The organism is Pseudomonadota bacterium, from assembly GCA_026390555.1.
Lineage (GTDB): Bacteria > Bdellovibrionota_C > UBA2361 > UBA2361 > OMII01 > OMII01.
In genome coordinates, this window is sequence record JAPLFS010000016.1 from 13,594 (window position 1) to 35,955 (window position 22,362).

Consider the following 22,362-nt stretch of genomic DNA (forward strand, 5'->3'; position numbering starts at 1 on the left):
CTAGTGGCGGCTGCCGTCTAAATACTAGACGGCAGCGCTGATCGAACCGTTTATAGCTAGCGCCTGTGGTGCTACCTCTTCCTCGACTGCTGGCTGCTCTTCAACAAGCTCAACATCTAGGCAGAGCGCTTGGAGCTCCTTCATCATTACATTGAATGACTCAGGGAGACCCGGCTCAAGAACGTGTTCACCCTTGACTATCGACTCGTACATACGAGTCCTTCCGGCAACGTCATCAGACTTAACCGTTAGGAACTCCTGGAGGGTATAGGCGGCTCCGTAAGCCTCAAGTGCCCAGACCTCCATCTCTCCAAGTCTCTGTCCTCCGAACTGCGCCTTACCACCAAGTGGCTGCTGCGTAACTAACGAGTATGGTCCGATCGAACGGGCGTGGATCTTATCGTCAACCAAGTGGTCAAGTTTTAAGATATACATAACACCAACGGTGCCCCTCTCTGCAAAGGCCTCACCCGTACGTCCATCGTACAACTGTACCTTGCCATCCTCTGGAACACCCGAGAAGCGGAGAAGTTCCTGGATGTCGCTCTCACGAGCTGCATCGAACACCGGTGTTGCCACACGGATACCGCTCATCTCTCGACGGGCTAGATCTAATAGATCCGTGTCCGAAAGTCCCTCAATGAGCTCCGTGTGTGCACTACCCTTGTAGGCAGTCAGAAGAATATCTCTAATCTTCTTAGTGACCGAACTCTTACTCTCTGTAGTTGTATCTATTCGATTAACACCGGTAAGTGGATCAACTATCGACTCAACTAGATCTCGAATGCGACGTCCCAGCATATATGAGGCCCAACCAAGGTGGGTCTCAAGGATCTGTCCTACGTTCATTCGGGATGGTACGCCGAGCGGGTTTAAAACCATGTCGACCGGTGTTCCATCTGCAAGATACGGCATGTCCTCTTGCGGAAGAACCCGTGAAAGGACTCCCTTGTTTCCGTGACGCCCCGCTATCTTATCTCCTACCTGAATCTTCCTCTTGCTGGCGATAAATACCTTCACCATCTTGATGATACCAGGCGCGAGTTCGTCACCCTCCTTGAGGCGCTTGATCTTCTCATTCAAGTGCGCGCGCTTATTGTTGATTAGCTGACCGGTGCGAACAACAGTCTTGTTGATCTGCTCCTGAATAGCCTCATCACCAACCTGAATATCGCGCAGATACTCAAACGATACAGAGTTGAGAAGCTCGGCATTAAGAACCTCATCTTTTGCAATGAGTTGCGCACGTTTATCATCAACGAGACGCGCCGTTGTGGTTTTGCCAGAGAGGAGTTTAATGATCTCCTTCATAACAGCATCACGTAGCACGTTAACCTCGTCGCGCTGATCCTGTTCAAGAGCTGCAATGTCGCGCAGCTCAAGTTCAATCGTACGCTCGTCCTTATCGGTTCCCTTACGGGAGAATATCTGTGCTGAGATAATAGTACCCTCAACTCCTGGTGGGAGCTTCAAGCTGCTATCTCGGACCTCACCTGCCTTCTCGCCGAAGATAGCTCTCAGGAGCTTCTCCTCTGGGCTAAGTTGGGTCTCGCTCTTAGGAGTGATCTTTCCAACCAGGATATCCCCCGGTTTGACCTCTGCTCCGATACGGATAATTCCCGATTCATCTAGGTTCTTAAGAGCCTCTTCGCCGACATTCGGAATGTCGCGTGTAATCTCCTCTTTGCCGAGCTTGGTATCACGAGCGATACACTCAAACTCCTCGATGTGCACCGAGCTGAACACGTCGTTCTTTACCAGATTCTCGCTGATTAGGACCGAGTCCTCGAAGTTATATCCGTGCCATGGCATGAATGCGACCAAGCAGTTCTGACCGAGCGCTAACTCAGCCATATCCGTACTTGGACCATCGGCTACCACCTCTCCAGCAGCAACACGCTCACCAGCGCTTACAATTGGGCGCTGCGTAATACATGTATTCTGGTTAGAGCGGCGATACTTGACCAACTTGTAGATATCAACTCCAGTATCGAGCGAATCATCGCTCATCGTGTCTGATTTGATTACTATTCTCTCAGACTCAACCGACAGCACCTGACCAGCACGCTTAGCAACGATAGTCGCACCGGAATCACGAGCAACGATGTGCTCCATACCGGTTCCAACCAAAGGAGCCTGTGCAATCAAGCACGGTACAGCCTGACGCTGCATGTTCGATCCCATCAATGCACGGTTCGCGTCATCGTTCTCTAGGAACGGAATTAGGGATGCGGCCACGCTCACGATCTGCTTAGGACTAACATCAAGCTTAGTAACATCAGCAGGTGGAACAAGTAGATACTCCCCGTTTCTTCTGACTGGAATAGCTGCATCAACAAGGTTGCCCTTCTTGTCGATTCCGATACTAGCTGGGGCTATTGTCTCCCTCTCCTCTTCAAGGGCTGAGAGATATACGATATCCGTAGTCACGCGGTGGCTGTTATCAACAACGCGGTACGGAGTCTCGACGAATCCGAACTCATTGACACGAGCATACACAGCAAGCGATGCAATCAGACCGATATTCGGACCCTCAGGGGTCTCAATCGGACAGATACGTCCGTAATGCGTGGCGTTAACGTCACGTACCTCAAAACCGGCACGGTCTCTGGTAAGTCCGCCTGGTCCAAGCGCTGATAAACGGCGCTTGTGCGTGATCTCTGAGAGCGGATTGGTCTGATCCATAAACTGCGAGAGCTGCGACGAACCGAAGAACTCCTTAACAACTGCCGCCACCGGCTTGTAGTTGATCAGGTCCTGTGGAACGAGGGTATCGATATCCTGCATACCCATACGCTCTTTAACAGCACGCTCCATACGAACGAGACCAATCCGGTACTGATTCTCGATTAACTCACCAACTGCGCGAACGCGACGGTTGCCGAGGTGATCGATATCATCAATCGAATAACGCTGCGCATCCGAGGAGTTTCGCAACTCTAGAAGATAGCGAACCGTCTCTTTAATGTCCTCAGGCGACAAGACCCCCTGATCCATCGGAGGAGCCTCACGGCCCTGCGAAAGATAGAGCTTGTGGTTCATCTTATAGCGACCGATGTCGGAAAGGTCATAACGGTCAGCGTTAAAGAAGAGGTTCTTAAAGGTAGCCTGAGCCGTCTCGGGACGAGGAGGATCTCCAGGACGCAAGCGACGATAAACTTCAACCAGACTGTCGATCGTTGGACGACCTGATAGGCGTGAATAGAGCGTAGAATCGCCAGCCATCTTATCAGATATGAGGGTCTTCCAAAGCGCATCTCCGATATGATTGTCATCTACATAGAGCACCCGGATTCGATCAAGACCCAGCTCTCGCTGCGCCGTAATACCACCCCTCTCAACGACCTCACCCTTTGAGTTAACCTTATCCGCCTTAAGCTGATCACCAGCATTAACTATAATATCGAACTGGCCACAGATCTCCTTGGCCTCCTTCTCATCGAGATCGAGTACCGCTGCGCCAACACGCTCGCGTATAACATCCCAACCAACAAGCACCTCACCCTTCTCGGCAATGACCTCACCGCTCTTGGAATTGACAACGTTGTCTGTCGCCTGAATCACGGTCTCGGCTGCAACTAGTCCAACAACTGCCTCTGGGGATATCTCTATCTCTGTTGTGCCCGCCTCCTTGAGGCGTCGGATAACAGCCTTATTGAACTTACCGCCCTGCTTAACCAGAACCTTTCCGTCATGCTTAATTTCGCGAATGGACTTCTGTCCCTCAAGCTGATCAGATTTAAACTCCTTCGTAACAAGCCCACGCTTGCCGAAGACTACTGTGTCGGTCTTGTAGTAAGTAGAAAGGATATCATCCGAGGTCATGCCCAGCGCGCGCAACAGTACCGTTACGTTCAACTTACGGCGGCGATCGATACGAACATGCAGGATGTCCTTAACATCGAACTCATAGTCGATCCACGAACCACGGTACGGAATAATGCGCGACGAGTAGAGAAGCTTGCCTGATACATGGCTCTTTCCATCATCGTGATCAAAGAACACACCTGGAGAACGGTGAAGTTGGCTCACGATAACGCGCTCAGTTCCGTTAACCATGAACGTCCCACGCTCAGTCATCAGTGGGATCTCGCCGAAGTATACTACGTCCTCCTTAAGGGCGCTCAGATGTCGTGCGCCGGTCTCTGGGTTAACGTCCCATAGAACGAGCTGAATTGTTACGCGCAGAGGAGCTGCCCACGTCATGCCACGATCTCGACACTCGTCAACGTCGTACTTTGGAGTACCTAGGTTGTATGAAACAAACTCAAGCGAGGCCGTGTTGTTGTAATCACGGATCGGAAATACAGACTTGAAGACCTTTTGTAGTCCTACCTCCTCGCGCTTTTCCGGTTCGATATTTGACTGCAGAAATCTTTCGTAGGAGCTTTTTTGAATCCCGATTAGATTTGGAATCTCAGCTACCTCATCGATCTTTGAGTAGCTTTTTCGGAGGCGTAGGTTGGTCTTTATTTTTGATGTCATACGTTAAGTGACTTTAAAGGCAAAAAGCTCATAGCACCCTCCACGATAGTGAGGAGGGTGTCAAATGAGCCAATTACGCCTATACATCCTCGCATCGGTCAAGTTGCCGCAAGGAACTCGACTGATGGCTTAGGACAACAAACGGTATGAGCCGGAATGTCTCATTCTCAAGAGAATCAATGACCAAAAAGCGTAGAGCTCTCGCTAACTTAAGGTCAATATAATTCTTCTTGATGATCGACAATCCCGATGCTCCTACCTAGCAATACACCCCCAAGGACACAACCCAAAAGTTGGGCCCTTGAGAGATAGGCTAACTTCATGGTCGGGAGAGGTTACCCTCCCCCGACCTAGCGTTCTCATGGCCGGCGCTTAAAGAGATCTGCTTTCACATCTCTCTCAAAGCGCCGTTAAAGCTTGAGAAGCGAGCTTACTTGAGGCTAGCCTTGGCGCCAGCTTCCTTGAGCTTCTTAAGAAACTCCTCAGCATCAGCCTTAGCAACACCCTCTTTGACGAGCTTTGGAGCTGCGTCAACGAGGTCTTTAGCCTCCTTAAGGCCAAGTCCGGTGATCTCGCGAACAACCTTAATCACCTTAACTTTCTCAGCACCGGTCTCATCAAGCATAATGGTGAACTCGGTCTTCTCTTCTACAGCAGCAGCTGCAGGAGCAGACCCAGTAGCCATCATTGCTACGGGAGCCGCAGCACTAACGCCAAGCTCCTCTTCTAGCTTCTTTACCATCTTTGCAGCCTCCAACAGGGACATACCCTTGATGAAATCTACAACGCCGTCGAACGTATACGATCCAGACGCTTCAGACATGGTTTTACTCCTTTCCAAACGACACAACTAAAATTAACTAAGCAACCCTTATCCAACTACCTCATTATGCGGCAGCTGAATCCCCTCCGAGCTTCTTCCTATAGGCCTCAATTGACCTAACAACCTGCCCCGCTGGCTCCGAGAGAACTCGGACCAATTGCGTAGCAGGTGTGGAAATTAGGTTCAGCAACATAGCGAACGTCTCATTTCTGCCAGGCATCTTCGATAACGAATCAACCCCTGCAGCATCGACGTATGCACCATCTAGCCAACACCCCTTCACTCGAAATAGTTCATTGCTCTTGGCAAACCCTGCGAGCACCTTAGTCGGTGCGATCGGATCACTGTCCGATGTAATTACCAGGGTTGGTCCGTTGATAGTTGCCAGGAATCTATCAACCTCAGACTGCTTAGCTGCTCGGCCTCCTTCAACCTTAGCTACGGCTAGGCGGGCTAAGGTATTACGAACGACCTTTCCGTTTGCGCCAACTTTGCGCAACTCGCGGCGAAGATTCGTCATCTTTGCAACGGAAAGTCCACGGAAATCGGCGCAAATAGCCACCTGGGCATTTGTGAAATTGTCTACGAGCTTCTCAAGCTCAACCAGTTTTACAGCTTTTTCCATGACTAAAACTCCTTATGCCCCACCAATTACGCCCTGAGCGCCGATACATCTACCGCTATCCCTGGCCCCATTGTAAGGGCTATAGAAGCTGACTGAATGTATACACCCTTACTCGTCGATGGCTTTGATCTGTTGAGCGCACCGAAGAGCGCTTGAATGTTCTCGAGTATCTTTACCCCACCAAAGGAGGCCTTTCCTACTGAGGCGTGCACGACTCCAACCTTATCAACGCGATACTCAGCGCGCCCAGCCTTGACCGATTTTACCGTCTCTGAAATATCGAATGTTACGGTGCCGATCTTAGGTGATGGCATCAAACCACGTGGTCCAAGCAGCTTTCCGACCTTACCAACCTGCGCCATCATGTCAGGTGTTGCGATAACGCTATCAAAGTCAAAAAATCCGCCCTTGATCTTTTCTACTAGATCATCACCGCCAACGAAGTCCGCGCCAGCATCAGTTGCATTCTTAGCCTTCTCGCCCTTTGCGAATACCAGAACGCGCACGTTCCTTCCAAGTCCGTGTGGAAGAGAGATCGAGCCACGTACGTTCTGATCAGCCTTCTTAGGATCAACTCCGAGGCGAACAGCGACATCGACCGTCTCATCGAACTTAGCCGAAGCGGTGCTGGCAACTACCTGGCAGGCTTCCTCCAAGTTGTACAACTTGTCGGCCTCTACCTTGGTTCGCTGAGCTTTAATACGTTTGCCTTCTTTTCTACGCGCCATAACCAAAACTTAAAAGACTTAACTAAATTTGTTTTCTGTATAATGCCGACTCACCTGTTTGGTGAGCCCTGCGGGGTGTTACGCCCAGTTCCTTAAGGGCTTAGTCCATCAAAGGAGGCGAAAGATTAGGGATTTACCCACAATAAGTCAATATCCCCAGCCCTAATTGATTACATCAACACCCATACTACGTGCAGTTCCAGCTACAATTTTGAATGCAGCCTCATCGTCGTAGCAGTTCAGATCGGACATCTTCTGCTTTGCAATCTCATAGACCTGCGCCTTTGTGAGCTGCCCTACCTTATCCTTGTTCGGAATAGCAGAGCCCTTCTCAAGCTTAAGGGTCTTCTTAATCAGGTAGGAAACTGGTGGAGTCTTTAGCTCAAAGGTAAATGAACGGTCCTTAAAAACTGTAATAACAACAGGGACTACCTCGCCCTGCTGCTTCTGAGTTCTGGCATTAAACTGCTTACAGAACTCCATGATATTAACGCCATGTTGACCAAGAACAGGCCCGATCGGAGGAGCTGGATTAGCCTGACCACCGGAAACTTGCAACTTAATAAGGGTACTAATCTCTTTTGCCATCTGAACACCTATAACTACTAAATCTTAAAACTAAAGGTTACCTAATATTAACAAGACGTTAGGACTTTTCAACTTGCATAAAATCGAGCTCAACTGGAGTAGCACGACCGAAGATGCTGATCAACACCTTGACCTTGCCCTTCTCTGGCCGCACCTCCTCGATAGTTCCATTGAACTCGGCAAACGGTCCGTCTATAACCTTTACGGCATCACCCTGCTCAAAGTTCATCTTAGACCGGGGCGAAGCAGCGCCCTCCTCAACCTGGCTAAATACGCGCTGAGCCTCCTCCTCTGAGATCGGTTGCGGGCTAGTGGCATCCCCTACAAAGCCGTTGATCTTGGGGGTTTCTTTGACTAAATGCCACGTCTCCTCGTTCAACACCATCTGAACAAGGATGTAGCCTGGAAAGAATTTGCGGGTGGAGGATCTCTTCTGTCCCTTAACCAGCTCCACAACGGTCTCCTGCGGGACGTGAACCTCCCCAAAGAGGTGAGTAAGTTTGTTCAAGCGGATCCTCTCCTCGAGGGCCTGCTTGGCCTTCATCTCAAAGCCTGCATAGGCCTGAACGACGTACCAATTTAACTTCTGTTCAGTCGAGATCGTTTCCATAAAGCTTCCTATCTAGCCACTGCTTGTCTAAACCGACTATTCGTCTAGCCGACTATCTCTGTCATAAGCCAGTTAAACGTGAGATCCATAACGAAAAGACACATAGAAATAAATACGATAATTAGTAAAACTACCCCAGTTAATCGTGTTGCTTCCTGACGGGTCGGAGTGTGAACCTTCTTCAGCTCACCAACGCTCTCGGAGATATACGCCGAACTGCGCGCAATGATTGAACCTGACGAAGACCCGGCGCCCTTTCCGCTCATGCTAAATCCTTAATTAGATCAATACGTTGCACAAAAAGAAGCCCATCATCTAAGCAGTCCTAGCTGACTAGCAACCGGCTCTGCACCTGACAGTAATGGCAACGAGTATCCACTTGCCTGCGTTCACTAGCTGCAAACACAGAGTTCGAAAATCCGACCCTATCAGAAATTAGGTAGCCGAGCAAACAGGCGCGCATTCCTTTCTATCCCTGTAGGGCCTCTAACTTAGTAGATATCGCCCCCTCTATATAGTCCCTAAGCGCTGGAATTCGCACCGACGTTAAAACCTCACTGGCAAAGGCATGTACCAGGAAGTTTCTGGCTGTCTCGCGATCGATACCACGCGAGCGAAGGTAAAAAAGAGCCTCCGCATCGAGCTGCCCTATGGTTGCCCCGTGGGTGCATTTGACATCATCGGCCCAGATCTTTAACTGCGGGCGGGTTTCGATGCTCGCTGTTGGCGAGAGCAATAACGTCTGGTTAGACTGAAAAGCATTGGTCTTTTGTGCGATCTGGTCCACGGTAATTGTACCTGAGAAAACCCCGCGGCTCTGATCGGCGTAGATCCCCTTAAAATGCTCCCTGCTTTCAGAAGCTGGCTCGATATGGTGAATTAAAGTCGAGTTATCAACGTGCTGTTTGTTCGCAAGAACTGAGAGTCCATTCAGCACCGCCTGAGTTGCGCTACCGTTAAGACGCACGCTCACGTTATTACGCACCATTGCCCCACCAAGCGAGATGATATGAGTGCGAACCGTTGAATCGCGCCCCTGCTCTATCGTTGTGTCAGAGATCTGATAGGCCGATAAAGATTCATCCTGAAACTTGTAGCAATCAACAACTGCTCCCTGCGCTGCCCTGATCTCCGCAACCGGTAGAGAGAGATAACACTTAGCAGCATTGCTAACGAACGACTCGATGACAGTTACCTGCGACGACTCCTGCGCATCAAGAAACAAACGTGGCGTTATAACCTTTGATTCAGCAGCAGCGGTTACGACATTAATAATATGAAATGGAATCTCTACCGCCACTCCACGCGCCACACCGATACAGATACCATCATTAAGCAAAGCCGTTGCAAGGGCCGTAAATGCCTCCTGCGTATGAGCACCAAGCGCACCAACTGCTACAGGCTCTCCTGATTGAATACGCGTTACCGTTACACCCTGCGGCAAAGTTGTTGTTGAGGACAACGTTGCTGAGAACTCCCCATCTACAAACACTATCTGATAGCTCTTAAGCCCAGGGATCTGAAACGCCGCAAGCTGCTCCTGTGTGAAGAGAGCGGGGGTTGTTGTCGGCAGAGAGAAGCTACCGTTTGCGATATCCGCCGGATTTGTGTACTTCCAGGCCTCAATACGGGGTGAGGGAAAGAGCACCTTATTCCATACAACAACTGCCTCCTGGGCGATCTTCTGTACTGCAACAGAGAGCTTGGCCGCTTGGCGCCCCTTAGCTTCGAGCAAGGCAAGATTTACCCAACGTGATTGAGCCTCTACGATCGGAGTTTTTATAGCGGTAACGTTCATGAATTGCCTTATGCCGCTACTGATGAATCTTTAAATGCGGAGTAACCCTGGCTCTCAAGTTTGAGAGCTAATTCCCTACCACCAGACTGCACGATGCGACCATCGATCATAACGTGCACAACGTCAGGAACGATGTAGTTTAAGAGTCTCTGATAGTGAGTAATAACGAGCATTCCGTTCTCTTTCGTGCGCAGTCGATTAACCCCCGCCGCAACTACCTGCAGGGCATCGATATCGAGGCCTGAATCGGTCTCATCTAAGATCGCTAGCTTTGGCTCAAGCACAGCCATCTGTAAAATCTCGTTACGCTTCTTCTCGCCGCCTGAGAAGCCCTCGTTAACGGCGCGCTTTAGCATTACTTCATCAAGCTCTAGCAACTTAGCCTTATCCTTAATAAAGGTCGCAAAATCACGCACCGAGATAGCCGGTAGCCCCCTGTGCTCACGCACTGAATTAAGCGCGGTCCTTAAGAAATAGGTGGTAAGCACACCTGGGAGCTCCACCGGGTACTGGAACGCAAGGAAGAGCCCCTCACGCGCCCGAACCTCGGGATCTAGCTCAAGCAGATCCTTGTCGTTAAACGAGACGCTACCCTGTGTTACCTCGTAGCCATCCTTGCCCCCTAGAATATTAGCGAGGGTGCTCTTGCCTGAGCCGTTCACCCCCATAATAGCATGCACCTCACCCGGCTTAATCTCTAGATTAATCCCCTTGAGGATCTCCCGTCCATCACCCTCAATACGCGCACACAGATCTGTAATCTTTAATAAACTCATACTTCCCTTTCTTTATCCCACACTGCCTTCGAGACTAATTTCTAACAATCGCCGCGCTTCAATCGCGAACTCCATCGGCAATTCATTGAGCACCTCTTTACAGAAGCCGTGCACTATCATCGAAACGGCATCCTCTGTAGAGATCCCTCTCTGATTGCAATAGAAGATCTGATCCTCTCCGATCTTTGAGGTCGAGGCCTCGTGCTCTACCGTAGCGCTTGGGTTCTTTACCTCAATGTACGGAAAGGTATGCGCGCCGCAATTATTTCCCATCAACATCGAGTCGCACTGCGAGAAGTTACGAGCCCCATCAGCGCTCTTCATCATCTTTACCAGCCCGCGGTATGCATTCTGGCTCTGACCAGCCGAGATACCCTTCGAGATGATCGTGCTCTTGGTGTTCTTACCGATATGGATCATCTTGGTGCCGGTATCGGCCTGCTGCTTGTTATTGGTAATAGCAACTGAGTAAAACTCACCAACCGAGTTGTCCCCCTTTAAGATACAACTTGGATACTTCCAGGTGATTGCAGAGCCGGTCTCGATCTGTGTCCAGGAGATCTTAGCGTTTTCGCCAGCACACAATCCGCGCTTGGTAACGAAGTTGTAAATGCCCCCCTTGCCATCCTTATCACCAGGATACCAATTCTGGATCGTTGAGTACTTAATCTGCGCATTACCCAGCGCTACGAGCTCTACAACGGCGGCGTGCAATTGATTTTCATCTCGCATCGGAGCTGTGCAGCCCTCCATGTAGCTTACGTAGCTACCCTCATCGGCGATAATAAGCGTTCGTTCAAACTGCCCAGTTTTTGCGGCATTTATGCGAAAATATGTCGACAACTCAAGTGGGCAACGAACCCCCTTTGGAATGTAGCAAAAGGAACCATCGGTAAAGACCGCTGAGTTAAGTGCAGCAAAGAAATTATCCGAATGCGGAACAACCGTACCAAGATATTTCTTAACGAGCTCCGGGTGGTTCTGAATCGCCTCAGACATCGAACAGAAGATAACTCCAACCGCCTCAAGCTCCTTCTTAAAGGTCGTTACAACCGATACCGAATCAAATATAGCATCTACTGCAACCCCCGAGAGGGCCTTCTGCTCACTAAGAGGAATGCCCAACTTCTCATAGGTCTTTAGAAGCTCTGGATCGACCTGATCAAGGCTGGTCAACTCTGCCTTTCTCTTGGGAGCTGAGTAGTAAATGATGCTTTTATAATCAATTGGGGGATAGTTAACGAAGGCCCAGTGCGGCTCACTCATCTCACACCAGCGCCGATACCCCTTTAGACGCCACTCCAGCATCCATTCAGGCTCGCCCTTCTTCTTGGAGATAAATGTAATAGTATCTTCGCTCAACCCTGGAGGAGCTTCATCCGCCTCGATATCGGTATAGAAGCCGTACTTATACTCTCGGCTAGTAAAATCATCTAAGATATCGGTACTCATATGTGAATCAAATGCCTTTCCTTAAACGCTGCGGCCACACAGGATACCCAATATCAGGCCCCATGTCTTCGTTTGGGTCCGTTTTTGGTTAACGTGCTCACCAGCAGCGTGATGGTATCAATCTTGAAGATTTTATTCAAGTATAGCACAAACTTAGCTGGCTGCCGCTAGTTGCGCAACTACTTGAATTTACAACTAATCTATAATTAGCAAGGACACGGCCGGGAATATTGGGGCGGGGCCATCCGGATTTTGGAAGAGCCATTTGAGCAGGCTCTGATAGAAACCAAAGAGCGGAATCTGGTCGGCTACCTGCTGACGCACCTGCTCACGTCGAGACTTAAATCCAGCGTGGCTTTCACGTGTCAGATGCTCGCGTTCGCGCCAAAAATTACTTAGGGGCTGGATTTGAATCTCAAACATCTTATCGTTCCAGATCACAACCGACTTGATCGCCTCCCAACCACTGCCCTTCTCTGTTTCCTGCAGATAGTCCTTAGTTTCAATGAAATTAAGCTGCTCCGTTCGAGCATCAAGCTCCATCCCAAACTCAGACAGAACCTTATAATCCCAAGCAATTTTAGTAAGTGCGTGGTGCAGCTCGAGCCCCTCAGAGCTCGATCCAACTACGATCTTAATACCAAAAACATCTTTTACATATTTGCTCAGATGCCGAAGCTCTTTGTCGCGAGTCACGAAGGAATCAAGCCCGAAGATCTCATCGACTACCTTATTCCAAAGCTCTTCCTCTGCTTTTATACGGCTAATGATCTTATTAATTCCGTACCTGTTAGGCTCAATCGGTTGGTACTCTACTACATTGGCTACGAGCGTCGGTGCCACCCAGCTGGAGCCATCATAATACTGCAACTTTCTAAGCTGCCTACTACCAAGGTCAAGGTCGATCGTCGAATAGAGGTTCTGCGAAGAGATGGGCTGCGTCAGTGTAAAGCGCTCCGAGGTTGTTGGAACCTCTCCGATTACAACGCTCTGAAGCTGATATGGACCAACATACGAGGTGCACAACAGCTCACACAACCGATGCAGGCTCTCCTCGCCCTTTATTATCATGCGATCAAATGCAGCGCGGCAGGTGCGCAGATGGCTTCTAGAAAATCGCATCTCATGGGTGCGATCTGGCTCCTGCTCCAACTCCTTGCGCACCGTATCAAGATATAGAACAAGCTCGTTTAAGAGCGGCTCCTGACTCACCATCCACAACGGCGAATGGGCGTGGGAATCCTTGCTGTGAGGTCCGTCTACTAGAGTCTCGTTAAATGGGTGGTTCATTTAGTAAGAGGTAGCACTAAGAGTTAGGTGCTGAGAAGATCTGATGTTCATATGCAGTGAGAAATATGCAGTGAGAAATATGCAGGGAGAAATATGCAGGGGAAAATGTAGCGCTATGGAACGCCTCTCCAGAAAAGGAGCCACTATGCACGGTCGGAGGGAATTGAACCCCCAACCTGCGGATTTGGAATCCGCTGCTCTACCAATTGAGCTACGACCGTAAGTGGTCGCTATGCTACCACATTCAAAAAGAAAAGGAATTGGTGAGGGTGGGTTTCGAACCCACGTAGACATAAGTCAGCAGATTTACAGTCTGCCCCCTTTAACCACTCGGGCACCTCACCATAATGAGTGTGTTGATCGTGCTCCGCCCCCTGCCCGCGACCATAGACCATAGACCAAACAAAGCCTAAGTTCGGGTATGAAAGCAGCTGGAGCCCAGGACGGAACTCGAATCCGTGACCTCTTCCTTACCAAGGAAGTGCTCTACCAACTGAGCTACATGGGCGCGTCACGTTCAACGAGCCGGCATTATGGTCAATAAGAGGGATCAAGTAAATACTATGGGGGGTTACCGCGGTTAGGGAATTGAAATTTCTTTCAAGCTCTTATAACCTATGCTCAGAAACTATTGTTTTGGGGTCCCTACCCCATCTCATACGCTGGCATAGCTCAATTGGTAGAGCAGCTGATTTGTAATCAGCAGGTTCCCCGTTCAAGTCGGGGTGTCAGCTCCAAGTAAAACATCTAACTATTCACCCTAGTATAGGCTTGTCGCTGGTTAATATGACTAAGACTTGCACATCTACGGATTCCCTTTCTGCCCTCTTTCAATTTATTCCGCTGCTTGAAGAAGGTGCCTTTAAATCCGCCCTATCGGTCTATATTTCAACCGGAGAACATCTTCCGGCGATGCACGATCTTAAGGCCAAGCTGTGCGAGGCAGATCTCGCACTCCCTGATTTTAATTGGCTGCAATGGGTGGATCAGGCGCAGCCATACTTACAGAATCCTACGACTCTCTCCACTGCCAGCCTAGACGATCTGCGCAGACTCACTACCATCGCAGTAAATGCCGACGTGTTAAACGCAAGCCTCTTTCCACACCTCTGCTCATCTGGATTTATGCAACACCTGCTAATACGCCTGCGCATAATCAAGAATGTGTGATCAACTGATTATTCGGCGCATTGCATCAATCTCAGTAGAACTTAAGTCTCCGCGCCTCTCGGTAATCTCAAGCAGCTGTTGTGCAAGGGCACGGTAGAGCTCGGCCAGGCTAGCGTCACTCGTATGGAGCGCTGCAATCTGCTTACTGACGAGATCTACTTCTCCCCGAATAACGAGACCGGTCAAAGCTCTAGTAGTGCCCAACGCTAATACATTATCAACCGTCCCCTGCACGATAGAAGGGAAGAAACTCTGAATAGTTTGTTCGGAGAGCCCCGCACTCCGATAGAGCCTCTGAGCAACATCGAGCACAGCAACGATGTAATTACTCGCAAATACATGCCCGGCATGACATAGCATCTTCGCTTCAGCAGTGATTTCAAAAGACCGCCCCCCGATCTTTTCGCACAGCTCGGTTAAAGATCTAACCGCCCTAGCGTCCCCCTCAACCGCGCATACCGTGCCTGGAAAAGCTCTGAATGCGTGCTCTGGATCAGCGAAGCTCCGGATCGGATGAAGAGTTCCAAGTGCCGCGCCACTGCAACTAAGGGGCTCTAAAACATGGGAATCCAGCGCGCCACTTACATGAAATATACAAGCATCTGCTGATAGCGTAGTTAGCCCTGCAAGGGTCTCTACGACTCCTGGTATGGCTCTATCATCACAGGCGATCATCCACAGATCTGCACAGGGCAACTGAGATATCTGCTCAACAATTGCAGCAGACCCTAATATCCTCTTAGCCCTAGTGGCAGACTCAATTGAGCGATTACAGATTGCAACCTGATCTACCACCTGCTGCTCTACAAGCAACGCACCCAGGCACTGTCCAACCTTTCCACAACCGATGATATTAAGGTTCTTCATAGTTAGCGTAGCAATAAGAAAAAGAGCGCATTAATCATAACTGGAATTACTGCTGCCAGCACTAACTTGCCCTGAGAGATGCCACCATCAAAAAACCTGGCGAGCAGCGAATGCCCGATCGGATTCGGAGCATTCGCTATGATCGTAAGGCCCCCTGCCGCTATCGCTCCAGCTGTAACAAAGTAGCGCAGCTCAGGAGAACTGTTCGGTACCAGAGATGCAAGGTACGTTATCGAAGCATTATCGTTAAAAGCAGAGAGGCCAATGCTCGTAAAAAAGAGTGGCAGATTACTTATTCGCATTAACACCGGCTCAATCCACCAGGCCTGAAAGGCACCGTGAATTACCAAACCTGCCAGGAAGAATCCGATTAGGAGTGGCGCACGTAACGACACCGCCCGCTGAAAGTGTCGTGTCGCATCAACAAAAGCTAGGAAGAATAGAAACCCGATAATAATTAAGCGCGGGCTACCTGCTTGTACGATAGTCCATACAAGAAACATAATGTTCCCAACGATTACTCCAACCGGTACCGATTTCTCATGAATCGGATGCTCCGCATCAAAGCACGTTACCTTCGCCCGCAGTCCTTGCAGCTCATCTCGAAAGATCAGGTAGTAGGCCGTTGTTGCAACGAGCACCGCTCCAACTGCTCTAATTCCAAAGGTCCAGAACATAAAAGGGGTGTCCCATCCCCACTTATCGGCCACCAATAACACCGGAGGTGCCGCAAAGTTGGTCAAAGCCCCTCCGATAGATACGTTACAGAACAACAGCGCCAGGGTCGCATAACAGAGCTTCTTAGATGGCCTATACCTAAAGAAGTGTTGTCCAAGCAGCACGGCACAAACGGTCATCGCAGCCGGCTCCGTTATAAGGGAGCCAAGGATCGGGCCTATAATAAGGATACTTAGCCACCAGGATGCCGGAGTAGCTCCAGTTAAACGTGCTACAACAGCGAGCAATCTCTCCACGAGATACAATATCGGTTGGGTTGAGGCGATCGCCATTACGATTACAACGAAAACCGCCTCGGTAAAATGAACTGAGTGCTCTAGAAAAAACTTGGCGGGCTCCCACCCCTTTGCAAATACAACCGCAGCTAGCAGTGGCAGTGCCCAGACACCAAAGACAGCCTCTATCTCTCCGAGATAGTGCATAAAAACCGCTCGAAAGCTAACCGGCTCCTCAACATTCTCCCTAGCAGCATCATTACTCTCAAGCCACCTGAGGTGGTGCTGCTCCTCAATTCGCCTAGCTATTCCCAGGAATAGCGGCGCGCAAAAGGTATGGATAATGGCTAGCAGGAATATAATAGTGGCAACAAGATTAAGGGGCTCAGACGAGATACGACCGGCAAGCACCTCCATCAACGATCCGATCTGAGGATCTCCGTACGTAGAGAGGGGCCTCGGAAAGAGAGCTTCAGATATACCGGTTGCCTCGACGGAGAAACGCCTAGCAAGCCAATCACAGAACTCAAGACCTAAAGCCATATGAATAGGATAGGACGCGAGCCTATATCTGTATAGCCAACTTTACGTAGCGGAGAGATACTTCTAATGCCTACAGCTGGCACTCCTGGGAATCTAACAAAGTAATATCAGCAGGGATAGAGCTCTGCTTATCTGCCAAGCCCCGCACGGTAACGGCACCCTTAACCTTTACGAGATGCGGGAACACCACATCTCCAGAAACCACAAAGCTTTGGGCATCAACAAGTGACGGCACTACCTTTATACGCGCCTCAAAGTCTTTTATCAGCCCGTACGAAGCGTTATCGAGCACTACAGATGGCAATCCAGGAAGTGTGCGAGCGGGGTTGATCGTTATCGTAAAGTTCTTGGTCAGTTGATAGACATCTGAACGCACAACCAAAAGATCGTTGTTTGATTTAACCGGGGCAAATCTAGTACGTGGAACTTGCAGAGCCCGCGCCCCCTCAAACACCTCGATAGCCGCCCCCATCGCTGTTTCAATCTGAATAACTCGACGACTACCACGGTCGCGTGGATTAACCGTCTTTTTATTGCTTATAAGGGGTAGTGGAATGCTGCCATCATGCTCCCGTGCTACCCGCACAACGGCCTCAAGATCGAGCCAGATATTGTTGGTGTTAAAGTGTCGGTACTTTGCGATATCCTGAAACTCTGGGATGATCTCTCCAGCCGGGGTTGTTGGAGCCTGGCTACTTTCACGCAGTACGAGGCGTCCGGATCCCTTTCGTCGCGCCAGGTGTCCACCCTTAGCATCGGCCTTAGTTCGCTCCGCGGTTTCCATCAGAAAGGGTGCCCCACTCGCCGCGAAATATCCAAGGATCGCTGGCTCGATCGTAGCACCGAGGTTGTCCGCATTTGCAACGAACAGATAGCGCTTGCCCAATGCAAGCAGCCTCTCTGCTAATCCGGTCGCCAATAGAGCTGCGTAGATATCTCCATGCCCGGGAGGGTTCCAATTAAGCTCATCAATCGACTCACGCACAGGGCTCATCGTATCTATATAGATCTTTGGGTGGCGGTGCTGCAGGAATGATTGTGGTAATCCTGCTGGGCTAAGGTCCCCATACGGCTTCATAGCTTGCTGCACGTCGCTATCGGTTGAGAAACTTGTCATGTGAACAAGGGGAATGGCAACGCCGGTAATTTTTCCTAGCTCATCCAGTTGGTGTGCAATAATATCGTTAAAGGTTAGGTTATTCCTGACGCAAAGAAGGGACTTAGCGCGCTCCAGCCCCATGGTTGTCCCTAGGCCACCATTAAGTCTAACAACGGCCAGTTTACTAAGAAGCCTGGTTCCCTCTTCGGTGGTGGTGTTGCAGGCCGTTACCTTGCTAAAGCAATCGATCTCACCTAGAGGCTCAATCTCAGCCTCAGTTATAACCCCGGTCTTACCGGCGAGCACATCGTTAAATAGCCGCTCAAAGTTCCTGATAACGGCAGGGGGCAACCCATCTCGCCGCATTAGATCCGCTGCTTCCTTTGATCCCCTGCTACTTAGAGCCATCATCATACACCCAATGCCTCACTGAAAACTCAATTACCACCTCGATATCAAATACCTACCCCATCATGCTCAAAAAAAAGCATTAATGCACTACCCTGCATATCAAAAATGCGACCCATGCTCTTCTGCAACAACCCGATATATCGCGGCATTAGTCCGCTTAATCTCGTACCGGCCAGATCTCGGTGGAAGCAAGATAGCTCCGCCATCTATAAGATCAATCTCCTCTTTACCATCTATCATGCCAATAGTCGCATGCGCTCCCAAACAGAGTAGAATTGCAACATCCTTACCACTCTCTATGGTGGTTACACCACTGCCATACGGAAGCAGGCTAATCTGAAACTCCCTCACATCCGCTGGAATAAGAAAGAATCCATCACCAAGCTCCTGCGGCTCAATCAGTGCCGGCATGCCAACGGAATAATCGAGCATCTCAAGTAAGGTCTCTACATCCTTAAATTTTGGCGTTAGCCCCGCTCGGACAACGTTATCTGAACACGCCATACACTCAATCAGATCTCCCTCCAGGTAGGCATGCGGAATATTCGGCCCGATAAAGATCGCCTTGCCTGGCAAAACGGTCACAAGGTTCATAACAAAGACCGCCAGTAGCCCTACATCGCCGTCCCCGTAACACCTACGCAGCCGATCGATAACCTCAATCTCTACCGGCCAGGGAGCCGTTGCCGCAAAGCGCGCTATAATAATTCGCACTACCTCCTCAACCGCAACGCACGGAGTATTGAGCAACGACGCATATAACTCTCGACGAATATCCTCTTGCGAACTGGTTGAGGTTTTTGATTCGATCTCGTGCAGCAATGTTGGTGAAAGAATCACACCGAGCTCGGGAAACATTGCCAGACTCTCTCGCAACTCAAGCACTGATCTAAAGCCGTATAATAAGGTTACCGGCGTAAGGGGAATGCCGATCTCAGGCTTATGAGATGCGTCGGGATAATTAAGTGGATCGCTGAAATGCAGCCGCTGCGCCCAATCGCTATCAGGGTGCGCCTGAATTGAGAGCCCCACTGCTGCATCGATCGAAAGCACCTTAAGGATAAAGGGTAGTCCGGCCCCCATACACCTATCTCCGAGTAGCTCTGGATAGCGCGCCACTAGGCTATTTAGAGGAATGGAAGCGCCATCAGGTAACTCCACATCGGAGCACCCCTTAGGATGTCCCCCCAACCAGTACTCAGCCAGTCGCCCCTCGGGGAGAGCCCCTCTCAACATAGTTGCGATGCGGGAAGCCTCTCCGATCTTGCCCCACTGATAGGCCTGAACCTTTCCGGTTAGCCGCAGGGCTCTCTTAAGAAGGCGACTCTCATTAATCTCTGATATCGTGCTGCTATTCATGCGCCTTATTAGTGCTTTAAAAGAGGCATTTAGAACCACCGTCCATCTGGCTTTGGTACCTCTTTTTACTGTCAAGTACCTAGGAGTATTAGGGTTAAGGGTAGCGAGATTCATTGCTGCTTACAATACGGACTAAACTCACGCTATTATTACACTACTCCGCCCCTATAATATCTATTACTGACGCGCACTTAGATCTACCCCTTCAGTAAAGATGTAAATCCTTGTATCATGGATAAGGTCACCTTATGGTCGTTGTTGTATGCGCATAGCTTGTCTTTACATCCCCAAAATAGCATTTACCTTCACTTGGGTTATCTACACAGCCAAGAACCACCTGTTCAATACAAATTTCTTTAATACTCAGCTGCAAGAGATTAGCGAAAGCACCAATCAACCATTCTCACTGGAGTTCTACGCAGTTGATTCTATGGTGTATGCCACTGTTGTTGCCGAAGAGGCGCTGCTAAAGCATATCTCCTCCGCTATCTACGGATGGTTTCCAGATGTAGAGATAAGAGAGATGAAAGACTATACCCGTGAGATATCTGACCGAACCCTCGTTGCTGGGACCGATCTCTATCTACATTGGCCAGACATCTACCCAATTCAGAACTATACAGAGTTAAACTGGAATAGCTGCGCTCCGATGCTAACGGCCCTCTCCCAAATACCGCAGGGCGATCGCATGCTCCTACAGCTCCTCGTGCGCCCGATTAAGGATACGCCTGCACTGCATGCCAGCCTAGCTTTTTCACGCTATATAGACTCTTTTTTGCGATTGTTTCGTCCCCGCACCTGGCTTAAACGTGGCCTGAAAAACAACACCTCGAAACTTGTTCGCGACAAGTGCCTGATGCGGCTCTTTAGGTGCAACTACAGAGTTAGCGCCTTTACTGAGCTACCTGAACATTTTACTAGTCCTGATGTAAAAAAGGCTAAGCTGCGCCTGCGCCGTAATATCAACTCACTAACCGATACCGTTCAATACCTCAGCACTACCAACGAGAACAGGATCGCCTTCAGGCCGATCTCGTTTGGCGCGCGTATGCTCAAGCGCATACAGGAACGGCGCTTTATTCGACCTTTTCGCTTTACCTCGCTTGAAATTGCTACGCTATGGCATCCCCCAGTTCTCGGAACTCTGCCCAATACTGCCGTGGTCCTTTGGCGTAAGGCTCCGCCACCACGAGTACTGCCATCGACCCCTGGAGATCCTCAGATCAGCTTCTTTGGTCATAGTAACTATCGAGACCAGCATATCGATTTCGGCATTCGTCGCTTTGATCGCCGTCGGCACCTTTATATCTTAGGCAAGTCAGGGTACGGAAAATCGTGTCTGCTACAGCTACTCTTGAGAAGCGACATAGAGAATGGTCACGGCTGTGCACTGCTCGATCCACACGGAGATCTAGTTGATGACATCCTAAAATTCATACCGAAGCACCGCCACAAGGATGTCGTACTCTTTGATCCAGGGGATCTAAAAAACCCGCCCAGCTTTAACCCTATGATCCCCTCCCGTCCCGATCAGAAGATGCGTGTCGCTTTAGGTTTCATCGATACCTTTAAGCGCGTGTGCAGCGCCACCTGGTCCGACAAGATGGATCATCTACTCCGCTATGCCATCATCGCGCTACTTAACGTGCCCGGCTCAAGCATCGTATCGCTGCGCCGACTACTCTCCGATGATGAATTCCGAGCCGAGGTTGTGCGACGCAGTACCGATGATGCCGTGCGCCGTTTTTGGGAGGTTGAATTTCCCTCGCGCCGACAAGAATTTGAGGCCGGGCCTTTATCGCAGCTACTCAATCGACTAGATGAGCTCCTTGCGACCGACATGATGCGTAATATCTTGGGGCAACCTAGCAACAGTTTTGACTTTAGAGAGTTAATGGATAGTCGAAAGATCATACTATTCAAGATCTCAAAGGGCATCCTTGGACCGGAAAACGCTGCCCTGCTAGGCTCACTCGTTATCTGGAAACTCTATGAAGCCGCCATGTCACGCGCCGATACATCTGTTGACTCGCGGCAGGATTTCTACTTCTACATAGACGAGTTCCATAATTTCGCAACCAGCTCGTTCGGCGAGATCTTGAGCGAATCAAGGAAGTATCGTCTCTGCATGACATTTGCGAACCAATATCTCAGCCAGTTTCCGGGCGACGTTAAAGCAACCGTATTTGGAAACATCGCAAACCTGATCAGCTTTCGCGTCGGAGCGGAGGATGCTGTTACAATTGGCAACGAATTTAAGCCACGCTTTACTGCCGATGATATGCCCAACCTGCCCCTGCGTGCATTCTACGCGAAGATGAGCGTTGATGGCGAGGTACAGGAGGCCTTTTCAGGACGCACCCTCGATCTTCCTGCACCAATCAACGCACAGCAGAACGTTAAAGAGATCATAGAACTCTCGCGCCGCAAATATTCTATCCCTATAGCTCATGCCGAGGAGCTGCTCGCACTTTCTGAGATAATGTCTCCGCGTTCCATGGGTGAAGGGTAACTGGTCACCGTAGTTTAATGTCGCGATTCAAGCTACTCAGATTACGGCGAAGTTTCATAGGTAATTCGATTGGTCGTCCCCTGATCGGGGACGGCAGATTTTGTGACCAGTTAATATTATCACCCCCGATTTGCTCCGCAAATCGACCCCTGAGGGGTTGTTATCACCCCCACCGCATTGCTGCGCCAGCAGCTTGCGCTGCTGGACGGGCTCCGCAAATCGGCCCCTTAGGGGCTATTGAGTGTCATTACCGTAAGCGCACCTTTATGGCTC

At 50.0% G+C, this 22,362-nt stretch carries 17 protein-coding genes and 4 tRNA genes; 3 read left to right on the plus strand and 18 right to left on the minus strand.

The window, feature by feature from the left end; genetic code table 11:
• Nucleotides 1-24: 24 nt before the first annotated feature.
• The 14 genes from rpoB to NTV65_01165 form a co-directional block, all read right to left on the minus strand.
• On the minus strand, nucleotides 25-4,485 hold the full coding sequence (gene rpoB / locus NTV65_01100) for a DNA-directed RNA polymerase subunit beta (GenBank protein MCX6113799.1): 4,461 nt from the start codon (nucleotides 4,483-4,485) through the stop codon (nucleotides 25-27).
• Between the two features lie 430 nt (nucleotides 4,486-4,915).
• Nucleotides 4,916-5,308 (minus strand): 50S ribosomal protein L7/L12, encoded by a 393-nt coding sequence (gene rplL / locus NTV65_01105; protein MCX6113800.1) that lies wholly within the window; start codon nucleotides 5,306-5,308, stop codon nucleotides 4,916-4,918.
• A gap of 64 nt (nucleotides 5,309-5,372) precedes the next feature.
• A complete protein-coding gene (gene rplJ / locus NTV65_01110; GenBank protein MCX6113801.1) occupies nucleotides 5,373-5,933 on the minus strand; it encodes a 50S ribosomal protein L10 in 561 nt (186 codons plus the stop codon).
• 26 nt (nucleotides 5,934-5,959) lie between these two features.
• Nucleotides 5,960-6,661 carry a 50S ribosomal protein L1 gene (gene rplA, locus NTV65_01115; protein ID MCX6113802.1) on the minus strand — a complete coding sequence of 234 codons (702 nt, stop codon included), beginning with the start codon at nucleotides 6,659-6,661 and terminating at the stop codon, nucleotides 5,960-5,962.
• Nucleotides 6,662-6,823: 162 nt separating this feature from the next.
• The gene (gene rplK / locus NTV65_01120) at nucleotides 6,824-7,249 is read right to left on the minus strand and encodes a 50S ribosomal protein L11 (GenBank protein ID MCX6113803.1); all 426 of its coding nucleotides are present in this window, start codon (nucleotides 7,247-7,249) and stop codon (nucleotides 6,824-6,826) included.
• 58 nt (nucleotides 7,250-7,307) lie between these two features.
• Nucleotides 7,308-7,859, minus strand: coding sequence for a transcription termination/antitermination protein NusG (gene nusG, locus NTV65_01125; GenBank protein ID MCX6113804.1), 552 nt, complete (start codon nucleotides 7,857-7,859; stop codon nucleotides 7,308-7,310).
• Nucleotides 7,860-7,903: 44 nt separating this feature from the next.
• Nucleotides 7,904-8,125: a preprotein translocase subunit SecE gene (gene secE, locus NTV65_01130; protein MCX6113805.1), complete on the minus strand. Its 222-nt coding sequence runs from the start codon at nucleotides 8,123-8,125 to the stop codon at nucleotides 7,904-7,906.
• A gap of 203 nt (nucleotides 8,126-8,328) precedes the next feature.
• Complete coding sequence (gene sufD / locus NTV65_01135; GenBank protein MCX6113806.1) at nucleotides 8,329-9,657, minus strand: Fe-S cluster assembly protein SufD; 1,329 nt, start codon at nucleotides 9,655-9,657, stop codon at nucleotides 8,329-8,331.
• Nucleotides 9,658-9,665: 8 nt separating this feature from the next.
• Nucleotides 9,666-10,433, minus strand: coding sequence for a Fe-S cluster assembly ATPase SufC (gene sufC, locus NTV65_01140; GenBank protein ID MCX6113807.1), 768 nt, complete (start codon nucleotides 10,431-10,433; stop codon nucleotides 9,666-9,668).
• Nucleotides 10,434-10,445: 12 nt separating this feature from the next.
• Entirely contained in the window at nucleotides 10,446-11,885 is a 1,440-nt protein-coding gene (gene sufB, locus NTV65_01145) for a Fe-S cluster assembly protein SufB (protein MCX6113808.1), read from the minus strand.
• 195 nt (nucleotides 11,886-12,080) lie between these two features.
• Nucleotides 12,081-13,175: a hypothetical protein gene (locus tag NTV65_01150; protein ID MCX6113809.1), complete on the minus strand. Its 1,095-nt coding sequence runs from the start codon at nucleotides 13,173-13,175 to the stop codon at nucleotides 12,081-12,083.
• 148 nt (nucleotides 13,176-13,323) lie between these two features.
• Nucleotides 13,324-13,396, minus strand: a tRNA-Trp gene (locus tag NTV65_01155).
• Between the two features lie 40 nt (nucleotides 13,397-13,436).
• Nucleotides 13,437-13,519, minus strand: a tRNA-Tyr gene (locus tag NTV65_01160).
• An 88-nt stretch (nucleotides 13,520-13,607) separates the two neighbouring features.
• Nucleotides 13,608-13,683: transfer RNA gene (locus NTV65_01165), tRNA-Thr, on the minus strand.
• Between the two features lie 153 nt (nucleotides 13,684-13,836).
• Between NTV65_01165 and NTV65_01170 the strand changes: the two genes are divergently transcribed.
• Nucleotides 13,837-13,912: transfer RNA gene (locus NTV65_01170), tRNA-Thr, on the plus strand.
• Nucleotides 13,913-13,961: 49 nt separating this feature from the next.
• Nucleotides 13,962-14,345, plus strand: a complete 384-nt coding sequence (locus tag NTV65_01175; protein MCX6113810.1) for a DUF6508 domain-containing protein — start codon at nucleotides 13,962-13,964, stop codon at nucleotides 14,343-14,345.
• On the opposite strand, the gene NTV65_01180 is transcribed toward NTV65_01175, so the two are convergent.
• From NTV65_01180 to manA, 4 genes are all read right to left on the minus strand, one after another.
• On the minus strand, nucleotides 14,346-15,212 hold the full coding sequence (locus tag NTV65_01180) for a DUF2520 domain-containing protein (GenBank protein ID MCX6113811.1): 867 nt from the start codon (nucleotides 15,210-15,212) through the stop codon (nucleotides 14,346-14,348). It lies immediately after the preceding gene.
• Nucleotides 15,213-15,214: 2 nt separating this feature from the next.
• A complete protein-coding gene (locus tag NTV65_01185) occupies nucleotides 15,215-16,708 on the minus strand; it encodes a hypothetical protein (GenBank protein MCX6113812.1) in 1,494 nt (497 codons plus the stop codon).
• A gap of 70 nt (nucleotides 16,709-16,778) precedes the next feature.
• Nucleotides 16,779-18,173, minus strand: coding sequence for a UTP--glucose-1-phosphate uridylyltransferase (locus NTV65_01190; protein MCX6113813.1), 1,395 nt, complete (start codon nucleotides 18,171-18,173; stop codon nucleotides 16,779-16,781).
• A gap of 144 nt (nucleotides 18,174-18,317) precedes the next feature.
• On the minus strand, nucleotides 18,318-19,577 hold the full coding sequence (gene manA, locus NTV65_01195) for a mannose-6-phosphate isomerase, class I (GenBank protein ID MCX6113814.1): 1,260 nt from the start codon (nucleotides 19,575-19,577) through the stop codon (nucleotides 18,318-18,320).
• Between the two features lie 262 nt (nucleotides 19,578-19,839).
• Here manA and NTV65_01200 point away from each other — a divergent pair, with 262 nt between their 5' ends.
• Nucleotides 19,840-22,089 carry a type IV secretion system DNA-binding domain-containing protein gene (locus NTV65_01200; protein MCX6113815.1) on the plus strand — a complete coding sequence of 750 codons (2,250 nt, stop codon included), beginning with the start codon at nucleotides 19,840-19,842 and terminating at the stop codon, nucleotides 22,087-22,089.
• The last annotated feature ends 273 nt before the right edge of the window (nucleotides 22,090-22,362 follow it).

Coding starts and splice junctions, on each gene's coding strand:
- sufD (MCX6113806.1), bottom strand. CDS start 9,657: ATGAACGTTACCGCTATAAAAACTCCGATCGTAGAGGCTCAATCACGT.
- nusG (MCX6113804.1), bottom strand. CDS start 7,859: ATGGAAACGATCTCGACTGAACAGAAGTTAAATTGGTACGTCGTTCAG.
- sufC (MCX6113807.1), bottom strand. CDS start 10,433: ATGAGTTTATTAAAGATTACAGATCTGTGTGCGCGTATTGAGGGTGAT.
- NTV65_01190 (MCX6113813.1), bottom strand. CDS start 18,173: ATGCGGCGAGATGGGTTGCCCCCTGCCGTTATCAGGAACTTTGAGCGG.
- sufB (MCX6113808.1), bottom strand. CDS start 11,885: ATGAGTACCGATATCTTAGATGATTTTACTAGCCGAGAGTATAAGTAC.
- rplJ (MCX6113801.1), bottom strand. CDS start 5,933: ATGGAAAAAGCTGTAAAACTGGTTGAGCTTGAGAAGCTCGTAGACAAT.
- rplK (MCX6113803.1), bottom strand. CDS start 7,249: ATGGCAAAAGAGATTAGTACCCTTATTAAGTTGCAAGTTTCCGGTGGT.
- NTV65_01200 (MCX6113815.1), top strand. CDS start 19,840: ATGCGCATAGCTTGTCTTTACATCCCCAAAATAGCATTTACCTTCACT.
- NTV65_01150 (MCX6113809.1), bottom strand. CDS start 13,175: ATGAACCACCCATTTAACGAGACTCTAGTAGACGGACCTCACAGCAAG.
- NTV65_01185 (MCX6113812.1), bottom strand. CDS start 16,708: ATGGCTTTAGGTCTTGAGTTCTGTGATTGGCTTGCTAGGCGTTTCTCC.
- rplL (MCX6113800.1), bottom strand. CDS start 5,308: ATGTCTGAAGCGTCTGGATCGTATACGTTCGACGGCGTTGTAGATTTC.
- rpoB (MCX6113799.1), bottom strand. CDS start 4,485: ATGACATCAAAAATAAAGACCAACCTACGCCTCCGAAAAAGCTACTCA.
- manA (MCX6113814.1), bottom strand. CDS start 19,577: ATGAATAGCAGCACGATATCAGAGATTAATGAGAGTCGCCTTCTTAAG.
- rplA (MCX6113802.1), bottom strand. CDS start 6,661: ATGGCGCGTAGAAAAGAAGGCAAACGTATTAAAGCTCAGCGAACCAAG.
- secE (MCX6113805.1), bottom strand. CDS start 8,125: ATGAGCGGAAAGGGCGCCGGGTCTTCGTCAGGTTCAATCATTGCGCGC.
- NTV65_01180 (MCX6113811.1), bottom strand. CDS start 15,212: ATGAAGAACCTTAATATCATCGGTTGTGGAAAGGTTGGACAGTGCCTG.
- NTV65_01175 (MCX6113810.1), top strand. CDS start 13,962: ATGACTAAGACTTGCACATCTACGGATTCCCTTTCTGCCCTCTTTCAA.